The sequence below is a fragment of the Parafrankia discariae genome, from assembly GCF_000373365.1.
Taxonomy (GTDB): Bacteria; Actinomycetota; Actinomycetes; order Frankiales; family Frankiaceae; genus Parafrankia; species Parafrankia discariae.
Genome location: NZ_KB891159.1, coordinates 48541 through 66159 on the forward strand (window position 1 = coordinate 48541; position 17619 = coordinate 66159).

Consider the following 17619-nt stretch of genomic DNA (forward strand, 5'->3'; position numbering starts at 1 on the left):
TCAGGCCGGCGGACGGCCGAGCGCGTGGTACGCCCACCCGGCCCGGCGCCAGGTCGGGCCGTCCAGCGCGTGTCGGCCGTCGACGACGACCCGCCCCGCCACCCGCGGGGTGAGCGCGTCCGGGTCCAGGTCACGGAACTCGGTCCATTCGGTGAGCACCGCCAGCGCGTCCGCGCCGGTCGCCGCCTCGTGCGCGGACGGCGCGTACTCCAGCTCGGGGAAGCGCCGCCGGGCGTTGGCCATCGCGGCCGGGTCGTACACGACCACCCGCGCGCCGGCCCGGTGCAGCTCGGCGGAGATCTCCAGGGCCGGTGAGTCGCGGATGTCGTCCGAGTTCGGCTTGAACGCCGCGCCGAGCACCGTGATCCGCCGGCCCGCCACCTGCCCCCCGAGGGTCCGGGTGATCAGACTGACGGTCCGCTGCCGGGCCCGCAGGTTGATCCGGTCGACCTCGGTCAGGAAGCCCAGCGCCGGGCCGGCCCCGATCTCGGCCGCCCGCGCGTGGAAGGCGCGGATGTCCTTGGGCAGGCAGCCGCCGCCGAAGCCGATCCCCGGCCGCAGGAACCGCCCGCCGATCCTGGCGTCGTGGGACAGCGCCCGCGCCAGGCTCGTCACGTCCCCGCCGGCGGCGTCGCAGACCTCCGACATCGCGTTGATGAAGGAGATCTTGGTGGCCAGGAAGGCGTTCGCCGCGACCTTCACCAGCTCGGCGGTGGCGTAGTCGGTGACGATCACGGGTGTGCCGGCCTCGATCGTCGCCGCGTAGACGGCCCGCAGCACGGCCTCTCCGCGCCCACCCGGCCGGACCCCGAAGACCAGCCTGTCCGGACGCAGCGTGTCGTCGACGGCGAACCCCTCGCGCAGGAACTCCGGATTCCAGGCCAGCTCGGCCCCGCCGCCAGCCGCGGCCTCGCCGGCGTCGGCCTCGCCAGCCCGGGCCTCGCCAGGCCCGGTGCCGCCGGTGCCCGCTGCCAGCCGGCGCGCGAGCCGCTCGGCGCTGCCCGCCGGCACGGTCGACTTGCCGACGACGAGCGCGTCCGGCCGCAGGCCGGCACGGATCAGTGTCTCGACGGCGGCGTCCACGTAGGTCATGTCGGCGGCGCCGTCACCGGCGCGCTGCGGCGTGCCGACGCAGATGAAGTGGACGTCGGCCCACCCGGCGACCTCGGCGGGGTCGCCGGTGAACGACAGCCGACCCGCCTCCAGGTGCTTGCGCAGCAGCTCCTCGAGCCCCGGCTCGAAGAACGGCACCTCGCCCGCGCCGAGCCGGCGGACCTTGTCGGCGTCCGTGTCGAGCCCCATCACCTCGTAGCCCAGCTCGGCCATGCAGACCGCGTGGGTGGCACCGAGATAGCCCGTCCCGACCACACCGATGCGACGGACGGCTGGCGGGCCGCCCGTCGTGGGCGGCCCGGGGGACCGCGGGTCGCCCGCCATGGCTTCGCTACCGCTGCCGGGCGCGGGCGTCGACGGGGCTGACAGAGTCGACGGGGCTGACAGAGTCGACGGGGCTGACAGGGCCGTCGGGGCTGATGGGACGGATCCCGGCCGGCAGGGCCGCGGCGAGCGGCCCCGGGACGGACCAGTCCACCACGGTGATCCGCTCACTGTCGGCCCGGCGGGCCAGCGCCGCCGGTTCGAGGCCGTCCAGATTGCGGCACAGCACGACCGAGGCGCCGCTGACCAGCGGCAGGAGGATCGCGCTGAGCAGGCCGGCGGGGGTGGCGGGGCCGGCCGCGGTGAGGATCCGGTCGTCCGGACCCAGCCCGGCGCGCCGCGCGACGTTCTCGGCGACGCGGATCAGCTCCGCCTGGCCCGCGGGCGGCGGCGGCGCCGCGTAGCGGTCGCCGTGCGGCGGCACCTCGACGGCGTAGTCGAGCACACCGGGCACCGGACGGCGCAGCCGCCCACCGAGCGGGCGCAGCGACAGCGCGACGATCTCGTCGACGCCCAGGCCGGTGGCGATCTCGACCCGGTCCTCGCTGACGAAGACCACGCCGAGCTCGTCCGGCGCGGTGCCGGTGCCGGTGCCCGGCGCCGCCGGGTCGACGGCCACCCGCACCTCCAGCCCCGCCGACCAGGCCGCCAGCAGGATGACGCAGGTCGTCCAGTGCGCCGGCAGGTCGACGCCCACCGCGTCCCCGGGGACCAGGCCGACCGTGTCACCGAGCAGGTTCGCGGTCTTCGCCACCCAGTTGTCCAACGTCGTGGTGGAGAACTCCACCCGCTCGCCGGTGGCGTCGTCGTAGAAAGTGATCATCGGGCGCGCCGGATCGCGGGCGAGCCGCGCGGCGAGCGCGGCGGCCACCCCGGGGAACCGCGCGGGCGGCGCGTCGGGCGGCACGGAGCCGCCGGCAGGAACGGAGCCGCCGGTGAGGATCGACGGTGCTGGGACGAACCGGACGTCCAACTGTTCCGGTCTCCAATCCGGTCGTTCGTCGGCGGGCGGGCCCGGCGGTGGTCGGGTTCCGGCGAGCTGAGTGCCGGCGATCCGCCGCGGACGGTAACGCTACCGACTCCCGCCCTCACCTCGGACATTCACCGGCACGACACGGCGTGGACGCCGCTCGCGCCCCGCGGTCCGGGTCCCCTCGGTCGGGCTCGACGGTCAGGGGGTGCAGGAGGTGTCGGCGGGTAGCGGCGTCGTCCCCGTGGCGGTGCCGCCGGCCGGCGTCGTGCCCGGGACCGCGGTGCGGTCGGACAGTGTGTCGGGGCCCGTCGTACCGGGAGGCGCGGCGCCGGGGAGCGCGGCGCCGGGGCCTGTCGTGCCGGGGAGGGTGCCGGCTGTCGCGGCGACGTCCGGTGCCGTGGGCGATCCGGGGGTGCCGCCGTTCTCGGCCGTGGCCCGCATCGGGCCCACGATCGCCTCCAGGCCGGCCGGGTCGTGCAGCAGGACCATGCCGTGCGGCGGGATCGTGCCCATCTCGTCGACGGCTCCGTCCGAGGGCAGCGGGACGTACGTCGGGATCGTGATGAACCGCAGGCCACCCGGGCCGAGCTCGCTGACCCGCTTCGCCAGCCGGAGCATCTCGGTCTGGGTCAGGCTGTCACTGATCTGCAGCGCCCCGCCGACCGCGCCGAGCAGGCTGGTGATCCGCGCGGGGTTGGTGAGCACACCGGTGCTCGTCGCCGCGTCGAGCAGCCGGGAGAGGAACTGCTGCTGGCGCAGGATGCGCAGCCGCTCCTCGCCCAGGGCCTTGCGGGTGCGTACGAACGCCAGCGCCTGGTCGCCGTCGAGCCGGTTCTCGCCGAGCTGGCCCCGCCACCCCGACTCCCGGTCGCGCAGGTTGCGGGTACTGCCGTCGGGCAGTGGCCGGACGCACACCGTGACGCCGCCGACGGCGTCCGTCATGGCGCGGAAGCCGGCGAGGTTGATCGAGACGGTGTAGTTGATCTTGAGCCCGGTGAAGGCCTCGAGGGTCGAGATCAGGCCGGGTACCCCCGCGAGCGGGATGATGTCCGCGATCTTCGATCGGCCGTCCGGGGCGGTGGCGGCGGCCGCGGGCACGACGGGCACGAGCGTGTCGCGCGGGAAGGACACCAGTGTGACGGAGCGGTCCGCGTCGAAGTGGGCGATGATCGTCGTGTCCGACCGGCTGCCGCCCGGGTCGCCGAACTCGCCGTGGGTGCCCTCCCGGCTGTCGTTGCCGAGCAGCAGGACGTTCAGGTCGCCCGGGACCTCCGCGGGCCGGGCCCCGGCGACGGGCGTCCAGTCCTGACGGTCGATCGCGTTGTCGAAGTGCCGGTACGCGGCCCACCCGACCGAGGTGGCCCCCAGGACGCACAGCGAGACCATCGCGACCAGCGTGACGGACAGCCGGCGCAGCGTGGAACGCCGCCGGCGGACGAGCCGCGGGCTCAGCTCGGGCGGCAGCGCGGTGGGCGGCCCGAGCGCCGGCGCCGGCTCCCCGACGCCCGTTCCGGGAACATGCGGCTCCGGGGCGTCCGGCTCCGGGGCATACGGCCCCGGGCGTGGCTCCGGGAAGTGCGGCTCCGCGGGACGCACCTGCGGGAGGCGCGGCTCGCGTGGGCTCGGTGGACGCCAGGTCGCGGGCGCGAGCGGTTCGGCCGGATCCGACCAGATCAGGTCGGATCTTTCTCCTGAAAGCGCGTTTATCGGGCGTCTCATCGCAGGCTTGAGACGTCCGGCGCCGTCCGGCGGTTGCTTCAGGTAGTCCAAGGGTGGGGTGTGACGCCCCACACATACGCGCCGTTCGTAAGCGCCGCGGGCGGCCCGCGGATACGGGCGGCCCGCCGCAGGTCAGTACGTGCAGCCGGTGGTCAGCTCGGTCGCCGTCACCGGGGCGGTCGGCCTGGTGGGCACTCCGGGCCCGGTTGGCCCGGTGGATCCCGTCGACCCCGCGGACCCGGCCGGGGCGCCGCCCGGTGCCGACGGGCGTGGGCCGGAGACCGCCCGGGCCCCGGCGGCGGGGACACCGGAGGGGTCCACCTTCTCGAACGACCTGCCCAGCACCAGGGAGACCCGGTCGGCCAGGTCGTCGTCGGGGACGAGCCTGGCGTCGGGCACGACGGCCCGCACCGCGCGCGCCGCCGCCTCCTGGCCGGGCCCGTACCGCACCTCGCTGGTCTGGAGCCCGCCGCCGGGCCAGTCCCGCGGGGTTCCGACGTGGAACCCGAGATCGGCGAGGTCACCGCGCACAGTCGTCGCGAGCCCCCCGACCCGCGCGGCGTTGAACACGTCGACGGAGACCTCGCCCGGCGGCGACGCCGGCGGGCCGGGGGCGACCGTCGGGTCTGTGTTGTCCCGGGGGCGCAGCGGCGCCAGGAAGGCGTCGAGCTGGGCCTGGTCGTACAGCTGCACGGAGCCGAACCGGGGCAGCTCACCGAGCGCGTTCCCGCCCTCGGCCGGCGACGGCGCGTGCACGGGGATCGTCACGAACCTGATCTGGTCGGAGCTCATCGAGCCCATCCGCTTCGCGAGCAGCCGGAGATCCTCGATGTCCGTCCCGTCGTCGATGGTCAGGGCGCGGGTCACCGCGCTGATCAGGTTCTCCAGCCGGGCCGGGTTCGTCAGCACGCCGTCGCCGGTGGCCTTGCGGAAGACCGCCCCGATGAACTGCTGCTGCCGGCGGATGCGGTCGAAGTCGTTGTCGGGCAGGCCGTGGCGCTGGCGGACGAACGCGAGGGCCTGGTCGCCGTTGAGGTGGTTCTCGCCGACCTGCCCCCGCCACTGGGACCACTCGTCGCGCAGGTTGCTCCGCCGCCCGTCCGGCAGCGCCTTCACGCAGACCGTCACCCCGCCGATCGCGTCGGTCATCTCGCGGAAGCCGGCGAGGTCCACGGACACGTAGTGGTCGACGCGGATGTCGGTGAGGTCCTCGATGGTCCGCACCAGCAGCCCCGGGCCGCCGATGGAGATCGCCTGGGTCAGCTTGTCCCGGCCGTGCCCGGGGATGCGCACGAGGGTGTCGCGGGGGAACGACACAAGCGTCGTCGTCCCGTTCGCGTCGAGGTGGGCGAGGATCGTGGTGTCCGAGCGCTGGCCGGCGACCTCGCCGCCGCGCTGGAACTCACCGCCGGTGCCGGCCCGGCTGTCCGAGCCCACCAGCAGGAAGTTGGTCGTCCCCTCGACGGGGCCCGCCGGGCGTTCGCCGTCCAGGCTCAGCCGTAGCCGGTTGATCTGGCGGTCGAAGTGCTCGTAGACGGCGAACCCGCCGACGGCGAAGGCGAAGATCAGGCAGGACAGGATGGCGGAGAGGACGACGGCGACCCGCGACGCCACCCCACGCGGCCGGCCGGCCGGCGGCGGAAGCCGCCGTGACCCGTGGCCGCCGTGGCCGCCGGCGCCGCTGTCGTCGCCGTGGCCGTTCGCGTCGCCGGGATCGAGATCGGTGTCGCCGTCGCCGTGCTGGTGGCTGTGGCTGTGGCTGTGCTGGTGGTCGTGGTGGGCGCCGTGGTCGTGGTCGGCCTGGTTCGGCCCCGGCCCCCGCCCCGGCTCGGTGAGTCCGGTGAGCTCGGCGTCCGACCCGTCCTGGCCCGTGTGGGTGACCTCGCGCCGGAGTGAACGTGCGCGCGGCCGCCGCCTGGGCCTGCGCCGCCAGCCCACCGCCGGGTCGGAACCGGTGCGGGGCGGCTCAGGCCCCTGCCGGGACCCTGCCGAGGTGCGCGGTCCAGCGCCGGTCACCGCGTCCCCCCTCTGTGGTGTGCCGGGAATGTCGGCGTGCCTGTCGGTCGACCGGCCGGCCCGTCGGACGGCTGGCAGCCCGGTCCGCGGCGGCGTCGGAGACCCGCACCCCTTGGTTACTCAACGTACCCGGAAGGTGACGGCGTAAGCGCTCGCGGGTCGGCGTCCGCGTGAACTTGTCGCAAGGAAAGGTTGGACGGGAGATCTGACTGTGGCGTGCATCACGTTTTGGTTACCTTCCGTCAGTGCCTGTCTCCCGGAACGGCCCACGATAGGGTTTCGGATCATGAAGGCACTCGTGCTCGCCGGTGGCTCCGGGACCCGTCTTCGGCCGATCACCCACACCTCCGCCAAGCAACTCGTGCCGGTCGCCAACAAGCCGGTGCTGTTCTACGGGCTCGAGGCGATCCGCGGCGCCGGGATCACCGACGTCGGGATCATCGTCGGTGAGACGGCTGCCGAGATCGAGAGCGCGGTCGGCGACGGATCTCAGTTCGGCATCACGGTCACCTACATCCGCCAGGAAGCGCCCCTCGGTCTGGCGCACGCCGTCCTCATCGCGCGGGACTTCCTCGCCGACGAGCCGTTCGTGATGTACCTCGGCGACAACATGATCATCGGAGGGATCTCCGGGCTGGTCGAGGAGTTCCGGCGCGCCACCTCCGACGCGCTCATCCTGCTCACCAAGGTCGACAACCCCTCGGCGTTCGGCGTCGCCGAGCTCGGCGCGGACGGCCGGATCATCCGGCTCGTCGAGAAGCCCGCCGACCCGCCGAGCGACCTCGCGCTCGTCGGTGTCTACATGTTCGGCCTCGCGATCCACGAGGCCGTCCGCTCGATCAAGCCCTCGGGGCGCGGCGAGCTCGAGATCACCGAAGCGATCCAGTGGCTCGTGGACGGCGGCTACGAGGTCGCGCCGCACCTCGTCGAGGGCTACTGGAAGGACACCGGCCGGCTCGACGACATGCTGGAGACCAACCGGCACATCCTCGAGTCGATCGAGCCCGCCATCCACGGCACCGTGGACGAGCACAGCACCATCGTCGGTCGGGTGGTGATCGAGGAGGGCGCCTCCCTGGTGCGCTCGACGGTGCGCGGCCCGGCGATCATCGGCCGGGGCACCCGGCTGGTCGACACCTACGTAGGTCCCTTCACCTCGATCTACCACTCGTGCGTCGTCGAACAGACCGAGATCGAGTACTCGATCGTGCTCGAGCGGGCCACCATCCGCGGCATCGGCCGCATCGAGGATTCCCTCATCGGGCGGGACGCCGAGGTCGTACCGTCGAGCGCGCTCCCCAGGGCGCACCGTCTGATGATCGGCGACCACTCCCGGGTCTCGGTCGCGACGACCTGAACGAGCCTCGATCCGACGGTGGCGGGCCCGGTCGGCTCGGTCGGGCTTGGGCGGGTCCTGTCGATTCTGGCTCGGCCCGGTCGGGCTTGGCGGGTCCTGTCGGCTCTGGCTCGGCCCGGTCGGGTTTGTCCGGCCCTGGCTCTCGGGCTCGGGCTGGCCCTGGCGATTCTGGCGGGTTCGGTCGGGCCTGGCCGACCCCGGTCGATCCGTTTCGGGCGCTCGGCTACTCGCCGTTTGATCTCCTTCTCGCCGTTTCGGGTGGCATTCCGGGCGAATCCGCTCTGGAGCGGCGAGAAGGATGCCAAACGGCGAGCAGGCCACCCCCAGGGGTGGGGGTTTTGTCCAATAGATAGCGATCTGGTGGGTGCTGCGGTGCTGTGATGCTGCGGATCAGCCGGTTCGGCCTGCCCTGACGGGCGGCGGTCAGCCTGCGGGCGTGCCGACGGGGGCGCCGTCGGGCGTGCCGGCGATGCCGATGCCGATGTCGGCGGGCGTGCCGGTGGTGCCGTCGGGCGTGCCGGTGCCGGTACCGGCGGTGGTGCGGTGGCGCAGGGCCGGAATGAGGGCGAACGTGAGGGCGATGATCCACAGCAGCGCCATCCCGACGATGACGGTGATGGTGACGCCGGCGGGGAGCGGGGCCCAGCGGGAGATCGCGGTCACGACGTCCGGGACACGGGCGGGAGTGAAGGAGACCTGGCGCGGCAGCCAGTAGTAGCTGCACACGGCGAGCAGGGCGAGGGCCTGCATGACGAGCCCGCCGGCCAGCACGATCACCGGTGCCCACCGGGCCCGGGCGCCCAGCAGCCGGCCGAGCCCGGCAACCGTGACGACCGCGAGCCCGACGATTCCCAGGTACAGGTAGCGGCCCTGCACGGCGATGCCGCGGGTGTACCGCTCGTACTCGGCCCAGCTGCGCTGCCCGACCATCAGGTACGCGAAGGCCACCGGGGCGAGCAGTACCAGCGGCGCCGCCAGCCGAGCCGGCCAACCGAGGCTCCCGGCAGATGCCCCGGCGGGCGACGAGGCTGGTGTTCCGGCGGGCGGCGGGGCGGGGGCCGGGGCCCGCCGGGCAGCGGTGATCACGGCGAGGGCGCACAGGACGGTCGTGACCGCCGTCGCGGCGACGATCGCGACCGGGGAGAGCTGCGGCGGCTCGAACATGCCGAGACCGCCCCAGAACCTGCTGATCATCGTCCGGACGAAGTACCAGAACCAGGTGAGGAAGGAGTCGGGGAGCAGGAGGGCCTCGCGGCGCGGCGGGTTCGTGGCCCACCCGTTCGGCTGGACAGCGTCGTACAGCAGGTAGTTGCGGATCCACCACCAGCCGCCGATGACCAGCCCGAGCCCGACCGCGATCGCCGCCGGCGGCAGCGGCAGCCGGACCCGGCCCTCGCCCCGAGCAGGCTCGGCGCCGGACGCGGCCCCGATCTCGGCGCTGGCCTGGGCTCGCCGGGCGTGCAGCCAGCCGACCAGGTAGGCGGCGGCGATCGTGAAGGGGAGGGCGAAGGCGAAGGCCTTGGACAGCATGGCCACGCCGAACCAGAGGCCGGCCCACCCCGCGGTCCGCCGGCGCAGGTCACCGCGGACGACGCCGGCCAGGACCACGGTGAGGGCACCGGTCGCCAGGATGAGGATGCCGTCGTTGTTGAAGGTGGCGCCGACCCGGGTGAACCCGGGGATCGCCAGCGGAAGGGCCGCCGCGGCCGTGGCGAGCGGGCCGCGCAGGCCGAACCGGCGCGCCGCGGCCCACGCCAGCAGCGGCAGCGGGGCCACGATCAGGATGTTGAGCAGCCGCAGGACCAGCACCTGCTGGTCGTAGGCCCAGTGCTCGGAGCCGGGCAGCGCCTCCAGCAGGCCCGCGCCGACGGCGTAGACGAGCGGCGGATGCTGGATCATCTGGTTGGACAGCCGGCCGTCGTCCACCGGGGTCGGCCCGCCGAGCTCGTCGAACGACTGCCGGGCGTCGCGCGGGGTGGGGGTGATCTCCGCGAACGACGGGGAGCCGCGCCGCTTGCCGCCGGACTGGAACATGTCCTGGAACCGGCCGCGGTCGAAGTCGTCGGACGTCGCCGCCACCCCGGTGGCGATCATCTTCTCGCCCGGTGCCGGCCAGCCGGCCCCGTGCTGCAGGCCGTAGACCATGTCGACGTGCTGGGCCTCGTCGTAGCCCGTCCAGGTCGTGTACACGAACGAGTAGGTCACGAGCAGGGCCACATGCAGCGCGGTGATCAGTAGAACGATGATCGGTACCCGCCGCCCACGTCGCGGGCGCCGGGCGCCGGGCGCCGGCTCGCCGGGCGCGGACTCGTCTGACTCCGGCTCGCCGGGCGTGGGCTCGTCCGGCTTCGCCGCCGGCTCGTCCGACGCCACCGCGGATGCCGCCGGGTCGGCCGGCGCCGGGATGACCGGGATGGCCGGGACGGGTGTGGCCGGTGCGGCTGGCACATCCGGGCCGGGGGGCACCTCGAGGCCACCTGGTGATTGCGGGCCGGCGGTCGCGGCCTCCGCGGTGCCCGTGCCGGCCGGGCCGCCTGACCTGCGGGACTGATCCTCGCGCAGGTCGGGTTTTTCGGTCATCGGCGTCTCGGGCGTCACCGGGATCAGGGTAGCCGCCCCTTCTCGGGCCGGTCGGTGTCGGTCCGGCCGACTGCGCGTGATGGCGAGGTCACTGTCGGGGTGTCGCCGGCTGTTCGGATACGTCTGCCAGACTCGCGGGGTGCGCATCCTCGTCACTGGTGCCGGTGGACAGCTCGGTAGCGATCTGTGTCGTCTCCTCGACGCGGCGTCGCAGGTTGACAACCCGCGAGTGCGGGCCTGGTGCGGGCTCGCCCGATCCGAGCTCGACCTCGCCGACGCGGCCCAGGTGCGCGCGGTCATCGCCGACCAGGCCCGGCCGGCGAAGATCCAGGGCGGGCTGGTCGTGATCAACACCGCCGCCTGGACGAACGTGGACGGCGCCGAGTCGGACGAGGCGGGCGCGTACGCCGTGAACGCCACCGGCGCGGCCCACCTGGCCGCCGCGTGCGCCCAGGCCGGCGCGGCACTCGTCCACCTCTCCACCGACTACGTGTTCGACGGTGACGCGGCCAAGCCCTACGAGGCGGACGACCCGCCGGCCCCGGTGTCGGTGTACGGCCGGACGAAGCTCGCGGGGGAGGAGGCCGTCCTGGCGCTCTGCCCGGAGTCGTACGTCGTGCGGACGGCGTGGGTGTACGGGCGTACCGGCGGCAACTTCGTGAAGACGATCGCCCGGCTGGCTCGTGAGCGCGACGAGCTCGCCGTCGTCGCGGACCAGCACGGCAGCCCGACCTGGTCGGCCGATCTCGCCGCCGGCCTGCTCGACCTGGTCACCGCGCGCCCGGCGCCCGGGGTCTACCACTGCACCGCGGCCGGGGAGACGACCTGGTACGGCTTCGCCCGGGCGATCGTCGCGGCGCTCGGCCAGGACCCGGCGAAGGTCCGGCCGACGACGACGGAGGAGTTCCCCCGCCCGGCCCGCCGGCCGGCCTACTCGGTGCTCTCGGCCCGGTCGTGGCTGGACGCCGGCCTGCGGCCGCTGCGCTCCTGGGAGGACGGGTTCGCCGCCGCGTTCGCCGAGTTCGGCGCCGAGCTGCACGGCTGACACCGGCGTGGCCACGCCGGCGGGCCGCCCGGTCGTCGAGCGGCCGGCGACCGGCCGGCGACCGGCCCGGGGACTCGCCGTCGGTGCAGATCTCGGCTCACGTCCAGCGGGTAGCTTGATGGCTGTGAGCACTCAGACTCCCGACACGGCGGCGCGGCACGGCAGCCGTCCCGTCCTTGTCGCCGTCGCGTGGCCGTACGCCAACGGTGCACCGCATCTCGGGCACATCGCCGGCGCCTACCTGCCCGCGGACATCTTCGCCCGCTACCAGCGCATGGCGGGCAACCGGGTGCTGATGGTCTCCGGGTCCGACGCGCACGGCACCCCGATCACGGTGCGGGCGGACGAGGAGGGCGTCTCCCCGCAGGAGATCGTCGACCGGTACCACCCGGAGTTCGTGCGCATCTGGTCCGACCTCGGGATCAGCTTCGACCTCTTCACGAGCACCCGCACGGACAACCACACCGCGGTCGCCCAGGACGTGTTCACCCGCCTGCGCGAGGCCGGCTACATCTACCCGAAGGAGACCTCGCAGTTCTACGACCCGGACGCGGGGCGCTTCCTGCCCGACCGGTACGTCGTCGGCACCTGCCCGCACTGCTCGTACCAGCAGGCGCGCGGCGACCAGTGCGAGAACTGCGGGCGCACCCTCGACCCGGAGCTGCTGATCGACCCGCGCAGCAAGGTCACCGGGGCCGTCCCGGAGATGCGCCAGACGACGCACTTCTTCCTGCGGCTGTCCGGCCTGGCCGACCAGCTCCTCGACTGGCTGCAGACCCGGCAGGGCTGGCGTCGGCACGTCCTGAACTGGTCGGTGCAGTTCGTCAAGGACGGCCTGCACGACCGCGCGATCACCCGGGACCTGGACTGGGGCGTCCCGCTGCCCACCGACGAGCTCGGCCCCGGCAAGCGGCTCTACGTCTGGTTCGAGGCCGTCATCGGCTACCTGTCGGCGAGCAAGGAGTGGGCGGCCGCCTCGGGTGACCCGGAGGCCTGGCGCGCGTGGTGGGAGGACCCGGAAGCGGCGGCGTACTACTTCGTCGGCAAGGACAACATCCCCTTCCACACCGTCATCTGGCCGGCGATGCTGATCGGCTACGGCGGCCTGGACCTGCCGACGGACGTCCCGGCGAACCAGTACGTCACCTTCGGCGGGGCGAAGGCGTCGAAGTCGGCGGGCATCGGGCGCGGGGTGCGCGAGTACCTCGACCTGCTCCAGCCGGACGCGCTGCGCTTCGCCCTGGCCTCGGTGCTGCCCGAGCAGAACGACACCGAGATCTCCGACGCGGACATCATCCGCCGGGTGAACGACGAGCTGATCGCCAACTGGGGCAACCTCGTCAACCGGGTCCTCGCCCAGATCAACAAGTTCTTCGACGGCGAGCTGCCGGAGACCGGCGAGCTCGACGGTGTGCACGCGGCGCTGCTCGACTCGGTGGACGCCGGCCTCGTCCGGGTCGGCGAGCTGCTGGGCAGGGTCGAGCAGCGGGCGGCGCTGCGGGCGGCGATGGAGATCTCCGCCGAGGTGAACGCCTACCTCTACCGCGAGGAGCCGTGGAAGACCGTCAAGGTCGACCGGGCGGCCGCGGCGCGCAGCCTCGCGGTCTCCATCCAGGCGATCTCCGGCATCACCACCGCGCTGGCCCCGTTCCTGCCGTTCAGCTCGGCCCGGGTGGCCGAGGTGCTGGGCATCGACCTCGACGGCTGGGAGCGCCGGCCCGTCCCGGCCGGCCGTCGCCTCACCTGGTCCGGCGGCCTGTTCACCAAGCTGGACGTCGGCGCGCTGGACAAGGCCCCGGCGGACGCCGGCGCCTGACCTGGGGCCCGCCCGGTCGGGGGCCTGCCCCGCCGGGGCGCCCCGGCGGGGGTGCCGCCGAACGTGTCGGACCGGCCTGGGAGACTGGGGCGCAATGGCGAGCTCATCGGGCCCGCCGCCCGCCCTGGGTACGCCACCCTCCCAGGCCGGGCCGGCGGCGGGGAACCTACCGCTACAGCCCGACCCTGCCTCGCTTGATCGTCACAATTCGCGATCTCATCTTGCGGATCGGCGGCTCGCGGATCAGCCCTCTGCGGACGAACACCCCACGGAGCAACACCGTGCGGAGCGGCCGTCCGCGGCGCGGCGCCTCGGTGGCTTCGCGCGGCGCCATGCCGCCTTCCTGATCCTGCTCGTGCCGGCCGTCGGGGCCCGGGTGGCCGTCCTGCTGGCCTACCGGCCCGCGCTTTTCTACTACGGCGACTCGCCGGCCTACCTCGACCAGGCCACGAACCGGCTGTGGGCGGGTGACTGGCGGCCCTCGGGCTACCCGATGTTCCTGCGGGTCATCGGCGCCCCCGACCACCTGACCCGGCTGGTGCTCGTCCAGCAGACGGCGTCGCTGCTGGCCGGGGTCGGTCTCTACGCGGTGGCGCGTCGCCTGTTCGAGCGGCACGGCCCACTCACGGCGGCCCGCCGCACCGGGAGCTGGCCCGCCGCGGTGGTCGCGGCCCCGGCGCTGCTGGCTCCCTGGGTGCTCGACCTCGGCCAGTTCGTCCTGGCCGACAGCCTGTTCGGGACGCTCGTCCTCGGCGGCCTCGTGCTGCTGGCCCGGCCCGGCCGGCCGTCCGCGTGGCGCTTCGCCGTCGCCGGGCTGCTGCTCGGCGCCAGCCTCACCGTCCGCACGGTCGGCTACGGCCCGCTCGCGGTGGGCGCGGCCGGCGCCGTCGTCCTGGCCGGCACGCACTGGCGGCGGGCCCGCGCGGCGGTCGTCGCGGCGGGGGCCGTGCTCGCGTTCCTGCTGGGGGCGGCCGTCCCGGTCGTCGCGTACTCGGCGTGGAGCGCCGGGCAGGGCAAGGGCTTCACCGTCACCGCGCACTCCGGCTTCTTCCTCTACGGGCGGGTCGCCCCCTTCGCCGACTGCGAGCGGCTGCCGGGCGATCCCGAGCTGCGGTCGCTGTGCGACCCGCGCCCGGTCGGCGAGCGCGGCTCCCCGGTGACCTACCTCTGGCCGGACGACTCACCGCTGCGCCAGGGCAACGACCTGGTGCCACCGGGCCGCGAGGAGCTCGCCGGCGAGTTCGCCCGGCACGTGCTCCGCGAACAGCCGTGGGCGATGGTCACCTCGACCGCCCGCTACCTGGCCGGGTACTTCTCGCCCGTCCCGTACGAGAACCGGCTCACCAGCCGTGCCGACACCTGGGAGCTGCCCCGGACCGGCACCAACCGGCTCGGCGCGGACGGCCCGCACGCCGCCGACGGGTACTTCTCCGTCGCGCGGCTGCACGACCCCCCGGCCGAGCTGCTCGCCTTCTACTCCCGGCTGGGCTACGGGCCGATGCCCCTGGTCGGCCTGGGCCTGCTCGCCGGGGTGTTGGCGGCGGTCGTCGCGCCGGCGCGACGCCGCGCCGGCCCAGGCCGACTGTTCTGGCTGCTCGGGGGAGCGAGCCTGGCCACCCTGCTCCTAAGCTCCCTGACCTCGGCGTTCGATTACCGCTATCTGGGATCGGTCGTCGGCCTGCTCGCCCCGGCCGCGCTGCTCGGCGCGGCCGGGCTGGGGCGGGTGCTTCGACCGCGGCCGACTGGTCGCGGCGAGAGTGTCGACGAGGGAGGTACCGCGTGAGGGTCGCGTTTCTCGGCCTGGGCCGGATGGGCGCCCGGATGGCCCACCACATCCTGGCCGCCGGGCACGAACTGGTCGTCTGGAACCGGACACCCGGGCGCGCCGGCGAGCTGACGGCCCGCGGCGCCGGCGAGGCCACCGACCCGGCGGCGGCGGTGCGCGGCGCGGACGCCTGCGTGCTGATGCTGTTCGACCCGGCCTCGGCGGCCGACGTCCTCGCCGCGGTGATCCCCGCCGCGCCGCCCGGCCTGCTCGTGATCAACTGCACGACGGTCGGCCCCGCGGCCGCCCGTGAGCAGGGCGGCGTCGCCCTGGCGGCCGGCCTGCGCTACCTGGACGCGCCGGTGATCGGCACGATCGGTCCGGCCGAGGCGGGCACCCTGCGGGTCCTGGTGGGCGCCGCCGCCGCCGATCTCGCCGCGGCCCGCGGCATCCTCGGGACCTTCGGTGACCCGGGGCGCGTCGACCACGTCGGGCCGGTCGGCGCCGCCAGCGCGCTCAAGACGGTGTTCAACCTCGGCCTGGCCGAGGCGACGGCCGCCGTCGCCGAGGTGCTCCGCTACGGCACCGAGCTCGGCGTCGACCGCGGGCTGCTGCTGTCCGAGCTGGCGGCCGGGCCACTGGGGTTCGTCGTCGAGTACAAACGGGCGATGCTGGAGTCGGGTGACTACTCCACCCCGGCGTTCACCGTCGCCGGGCTCGCCAAGGACGTCCGGCTGGCCACCGACTCGGTCGCGGGACGGCTGCCGATCGCCGAGGCGACCCTGGCCCTGACCGCCGCCGCCACCCGGGCCGGCCACGCCGAGCACGACTTCGCCGCGCTGGCCGCCGCGGATGTGCCCGACCCGGCCTGAGCCCGCCCGAACCGAAGCCGGCGCGGGCGGGCGCCCCGCGGGGCGGTTCCGGCCGAGGCCGCTCCGGCTTCGGCCGGGCTCGCGGCGGCGCTGGCTGGTGATCGGTGTGGCGGGCGCGGGGCTGCTGTTCGGCTCCGTCGGCCTGCTCACCGCGTTCGCGACCGCCCCGTTCGCGGGGGCGGACGAGGCCCAGCACACCGCCTACGCCCTCGAGGTCGCCGCCGGCCGGCTTCCGGAGCTGGACACCGCGGTGCGTGCCGCCGTCCCGGGCATGCCCGGGCTGCCGGCCGGCTGCCGGGTTCCCCCCGTGGAGGCACGGGCCGCGATCGACCTGCGGGACGTGGCGATCCTGCCCGGCTGCGCCCGCCGTCCCGGCGGGCTGAGCAACTTCGACCTGGTCTACACGGCGAACCATCCGCCGCTGTTCTACCTGCTCGAAGCCGTCCCGCTCGGTGGTGGCCGGGCCGCCGGTCATCCGCTGGCCGGCTTCTACGGGGCGCGGCTGCTCAACCTGGCTATCGGGGTCGCCGCCCTGGTGGCCACGGCGGCGCTGGCCCGGGTGCTGCTGCCCGCCCGGCCCGACCTGGCGGTCGCCGCGACGGCGTTCACCGCGGTGATCAGCGGGTTCGTCGCCGTCGCCGCGCAGGTCTACAACGACGCGCTCGCCGTCGCGCTGATCACCGCGGCGACCGCGGCGACGCTCACCCTCGCCCGGCGCGGGCCCTCGGCCCGGACCCTCCTCCCGGTACTGCTGCTGATCCCGGCGGCCGCGCTGAGCCGGGCCAGCGGCGCGCTGGCCGCCGCGGTCCTCGTGCCCGCCGTCGGCGCCGCGTTCGCGTTGGGCCGCGCCGCGCGCCGCGTGCCGGATCTCGGCGTGCCGGACCGCGCCGCGCCGGCCCGGGCCCGCGTCGAGTGGGCCCGCGACCTCCTGCTGGGAACAGCCGCGGCCGCCGGGACAGCCGTCCTCACCGTGCTGGCCGCCGGCTGGTTCTACCTGCGTAACATCCGGCTCTACGGCGATCCGACGGCCACCGGACGGATCGCCGACATGTTCCCCACCGGAGCGGAACCGCGCTCGGCGCGCGAGGTGATCACCTCCGGTGACTTCTGGTGGTTCGTCTACCGCGGCTTCTTCGGCCGCCAGGTCCTGCTGACCGGCGCGGCCCGGTGGGTGGCCGGCTGCGTCGGCCTGGTCATGGTCGTCGGGCTGCTCGCCGCGGCCGTCCGCGCGGCCGGGAACCTCCGACGCACCACAGTCGTCAGCCCGCCCGGAGACAGCCCGCCCGGAGACAGCCCGCGTGGTCACGTGACGTCCGACGGCGGGACGTCTGACGGCGGGACGTCCGACAGCAGAACGCCTGACGGCGGGATGTCTGACGATGGGACATCCGACGGCGTCGGCCCGGCCACTCGCCGCCGTGTTCGGCGAAGTACCGCGGTCGGCGTGCTGTGCTGGCTTGTCGCCATCGCGCAGGCCGCGGTCGCGGTCGCCACGCTGGTCGGGTTCGTCGCCGCCGGGGGCGCTCCGTTCACCCGTTATCTGCTGCCGGCGCTGCCCCTGCTGGCGGTGGCACTGGCCGGCGCGTGCTCGGCGCTCCCGGCCGCGCGGGGCGGGCTGCCGACATCCGCCCTGGTCACGGCGCTCGGGATCACCGTCGTGGTCATGCTTGGCCGCGAGCTGGCCCGGCGTGATCCGCGGCTCGCCGGCCGGAACGTCCTCGGCCGGCTGCATGACGCGCTCGCGGTGACGGCCGTCGGCTCGGACGGTGCCCTGGTGTTACTGGGCGTCCTGGCTGTGCTGGGCGCGCTCGGAGTAAGCCTGGTCGGTCTTTCGCTGGTCATGTTGGGCGCCGCGGAACCCGGAAACGGGGAGAAGCGGCCGGCTCGGGTCCGTGCTGATCGGCGGCCTGAGGGCGCTCGACCAGTGGAAGACCCAGATCCAGTTCCGCAGGTGGGCGATTACTCTCGGTAGTGGCTACCGTGCTTTCTGGCACCCGGCCACTCGCCATTTGGTTTCTTCCTCGCCGTTCAGACAGCAT

General features: G+C 74.5%; 11 protein-coding genes. 6 read left to right on the plus strand and 5 right to left on the minus strand.

Annotation, left to right across the window (positions count from 1 at the left end; translation table 11 throughout):
* From B056_RS0108635 to B056_RS0108650, 4 genes are all read right to left on the minus strand, one after another.
* On the minus strand, nucleotides 1–1437 hold the full coding sequence (locus B056_RS0108635) for a UDP-glucose dehydrogenase family protein (protein ID WP_051105578.1): 1437 nt from the start codon (nucleotides 1435–1437) through the stop codon (nucleotides 1–3).
* A gap of 7 nt (nucleotides 1438–1444) precedes the next feature.
* Nucleotides 1445–2410 (minus strand): TIGR03089 family protein, encoded by a 966-nt coding sequence (locus tag B056_RS35855; protein ID WP_018501473.1) that lies wholly within the window; start codon nucleotides 2408–2410, stop codon nucleotides 1445–1447.
* Between the two features lie 198 nt (nucleotides 2411–2608).
* Nucleotides 2609–4006, minus strand: coding sequence for an LCP family protein (locus B056_RS0108645; protein ID WP_018501474.1), 1398 nt, complete (start codon nucleotides 4004–4006; stop codon nucleotides 2609–2611).
* Nucleotides 4007–4261: 255 nt separating this feature from the next.
* Nucleotides 4262–6145 carry an LCP family protein gene (locus B056_RS0108650; RefSeq protein WP_063826609.1) on the minus strand — a complete coding sequence of 628 codons (1884 nt, stop codon included), beginning with the start codon at nucleotides 6143–6145 and terminating at the stop codon, nucleotides 4262–4264.
* A gap of 286 nt (nucleotides 6146–6431) precedes the next feature.
* Here B056_RS0108650 and B056_RS0108655 point away from each other — a divergent pair, with 286 nt between their 5' ends.
* Nucleotides 6432–7502: a glucose-1-phosphate thymidylyltransferase gene (locus B056_RS0108655; RefSeq protein WP_026239479.1), complete on the plus strand. Its 1071-nt coding sequence runs from the start codon at nucleotides 6432–6434 to the stop codon at nucleotides 7500–7502.
* A gap of 423 nt (nucleotides 7503–7925) precedes the next feature.
* On the opposite strand, the gene B056_RS0108660 is transcribed toward B056_RS0108655, so the two are convergent.
* The gene (locus tag B056_RS0108660) at nucleotides 7926–10100 is read right to left on the minus strand and encodes a hypothetical protein (RefSeq protein WP_018501478.1); all 2175 of its coding nucleotides are present in this window, start codon (nucleotides 10098–10100) and stop codon (nucleotides 7926–7928) included.
* A 121-nt stretch (nucleotides 10101–10221) separates the two neighbouring features.
* Between B056_RS0108660 and rfbD the strand changes: the two genes are divergently transcribed.
* The 5 genes from rfbD (at nucleotide 10222) to B056_RS0108685 (ending at nucleotide 17552) form a co-directional block, all read left to right on the plus strand.
* Entirely contained in the window at nucleotides 10222–11127 is a 906-nt protein-coding gene (rfbD, locus tag B056_RS0108665; protein WP_026239480.1) for a dTDP-4-dehydrorhamnose reductase, read from the plus strand.
* 118 nt (nucleotides 11128–11245) lie between these two features.
* Nucleotides 11246–12943, plus strand: a complete 1698-nt coding sequence (metG, locus tag B056_RS35860) for a methionine--tRNA ligase (RefSeq protein WP_035750803.1) — start codon at nucleotides 11246–11248, stop codon at nucleotides 12941–12943.
* A gap of 94 nt (nucleotides 12944–13037) precedes the next feature.
* Nucleotides 13038–14726, plus strand: coding sequence for a hypothetical protein (locus B056_RS0108675; protein ID WP_026239481.1), 1689 nt, complete (start codon nucleotides 13038–13040; stop codon nucleotides 14724–14726).
* The gene (locus B056_RS0108680; protein ID WP_018501482.1) at nucleotides 14723–15580 is read left to right on the plus strand and encodes an NAD(P)-dependent oxidoreductase; all 858 of its coding nucleotides are present in this window, start codon (nucleotides 14723–14725) and stop codon (nucleotides 15578–15580) included. The genes B056_RS0108675 and B056_RS0108680 overlap by 4 nt, the downstream gene beginning before the upstream one ends.
* A 97-nt stretch (nucleotides 15581–15677) precedes the next feature.
* Nucleotides 15678–17552 (plus strand): hypothetical protein, encoded by a 1875-nt coding sequence (locus tag B056_RS0108685; protein ID WP_154676926.1) that lies wholly within the window; start codon nucleotides 15678–15680, stop codon nucleotides 17550–17552.
* The last annotated feature ends 67 nt before the right edge of the window (nucleotides 17553–17619 follow it).